The organism is Fulvivirga aurantia (assembly GCF_009711475.1).
Taxonomy (GTDB): domain Bacteria; phylum Bacteroidota; class Bacteroidia; order Cytophagales; family Cyclobacteriaceae; genus Fulvivirga; species Fulvivirga aurantia.
In genome coordinates this window covers 1-2,308 of the sequence record NZ_SMMD01000394.1, presented here as the reverse complement: position 1 = coordinate 2,308, position 2,308 = coordinate 1, and the positions used below count along the sequence as shown (strand labels likewise).

2 protein-coding genes are annotated in these 2,308 nt (G+C 39.5%); one reads left to right on the top strand and one right to left on the bottom strand.

Going from position 1 to position 2,308, the window contains the following annotated elements:
• Nucleotides 1-1,233 (bottom strand): ABC transporter permease (locus E1176_RS02175; protein WP_155208936.1); only part of this gene is annotated, 1,233 nt, incomplete at its 3' end.
• Nucleotides 1,234-1,392: 159 nt separating this feature from the next.
• Between E1176_RS02175 and E1176_RS02170 the strand changes: the two genes are divergently transcribed.
• A complete protein-coding gene (locus E1176_RS02170; protein WP_155208935.1) occupies nt 1,393-2,304 on the top strand; it encodes a TolB family protein in 912 nt (303 codons plus the stop codon).
• The last annotated feature ends 4 nt before the right edge of the window (nt 2,305-2,308 follow it).

The window sequence follows — 2,308 nt, the reverse complement described above, 5'->3', positions numbered from 1 at the left end:
TTTAAATATTGTAACCGGACTAAAACGCGATAAAATCAATGCGGGATAGCTACCAGCTAAAACACCGATAATAAGCAATAAACAAACCACGACAAGCGTATTGAACATGTTTACCTCTAATACCAGAGTTCGTGCGGCCAGTTCATTAAACAACGGTAAACCAAACCATGCTATAACGAGCCCCAGCAAGCAAGCAACACTCACAGTAACCACTGCTTCGCTTAAAAACTGAACAATCAGTTGTTTTCTTTTAGCACCAATCACCTTTCTTACCCCTACTTCTTTAGACCTATTAACCGACCTACTGATAGTAAGTGTCACAAAATTGATACTCCCTAATACCAAAATCAGTAAAGCAATGGCCGACAAAATATAAGCATATTGCGGATCACTCACTGGGGCAATTCCAGTAGGCATTTCAGTATTTAAATGAATATCGGTAAGCGGTTGCAGGCCTACATTATATTGACCTTCAACATAGTCTTCCCCTAATATTTGCTTCATCATATCAGGAAACTTCTTTTCGAGCGACTCAGCGCTTGTTCCAGGCCTTAATACAATGTAGGTTTCGGCCTGCACATTGTACCAACTACTAAGCATGCGCTCAGAAAAAAGATCTGTATTGTTAAGGTCTGAAATAAGAATTCCGAACTGAAAACTGCTATTGGTGGGTGGGTTCTCCACTACCGCCTTAATATTGAAGGTTCTTTGTTCATCTCCTATTTGCATTTGCAAGGTTTCACCTACAGCATTATCAACGCCAAACAGCTTTTGAGCTAAGCCAGAGGTAATCACCACATTATTTTTGTCTGCTAAGGCACCATTTAAACGGCCGTAAATAGGTGAGAAATCGAAACTATCGAAAAAATACTCCCCGACAACTGTAACGATTTCGTTGTAATTATCAACCCCAACAGTGATTGATTGCGGCATCTGATTGTAAGTAACATATGCCATCACATCTTTGAAATTCTCTTTTAGAGCCGGACCGAGGGGATACGGTGTAGTTGTATTAAAAAACTGTTCGTCTTCGCCATAGTTCTCAAATACCCAGGCCCTGTAAATACGGTCAGCTTTATCATGAAACTTATCAAAAGTCCATTCATCTTTAACAAATAGCACAATAAGTATACAGCATGCTATGCCTGTGGCGAGACCGGTAATGGTGATAAAAGAGTGTAAGCGGGTTTTCCAGATATTGCGAAGGGCAATTTTAAGATAGTTGATAATCATTGTTTTGAATTTTTGACCTATACGAACATCGACAAAGCTTAAAAAAACTCAAAACGATATGTAATAAGCCGCCTGCTTGCTGTTATCAACCGTAAATAAAATGTAGTGAGTTGTTGACTCGCTGTATGCGTATTTTCCTTCAATAACTTAACCCTACTTATGAAATACATTCTGATTTTAATCCTCCAGACAGCCTTGACAGTCTCCCCATTTGCACAAGAGCCTAAGCTGCTACTTCCGGTTTCTACTGCCCTGCCCAACCGTGACATTACAATTTCACCTACAGGTGATTTATTGCTTACAACTGTGCAAAGCTATAAGCGTGAAGTGAGCGCCATTATAATTTATGAAAAATCAAAAAACAGCTGGTCCAATCCGCAAACAGCGCCCTTTTCAGGCACTCATAGCGATCTGGAACCCGCTTTTTCTCCTGATGGGAAGACCTTATACTTTGCCAGCAACAGACCCCTTCCTGATAAAGCTGAAAGGTCTGACTACAATATTTGGGCTGTTAAAAAAACTCCAGAAGGATGGTCTACACCTTACCCCCTGCCGGAGATCATTAATACTAGCACCAATGAGTTTTACCCTTCAGTCACAAATGATGGATCAATCTATTATACAGCGACATATGAAAATGGAAAAGGAAAAGAAGACATTTATGTGAGCCGTTTAGTTGATGGGGAATACCAATCACCGGAAAGCCTGTCGGAGGCTATAAATACAGATAAATATGAGTTTAACGCTTTTGTAGCTACTGATGAGTCTTACATAGTTTTTAGCAGCTATGGACGTGAAGATGATCTGGGTGGCGGAGATTTATACATAAGCTATAAAAATGACCAAAACCAATGGCAACCCGCTCAACATCTCTCGGAGAGAATTAACTCAAAAACATTAGATTACTGTCCTTTTGTAGATCAGGATGGCAGGTTTTATTTTACAAGTTCGCGCGCATTATTTGAACCATCAATGAGTTATCAAACGCTATCTCAACTGCATAATACAGTAGAAAATGGATTAGAAAATATCTATTTCATCGCTTTTTCGGAGATAATTGATAAGGAATAAAAAA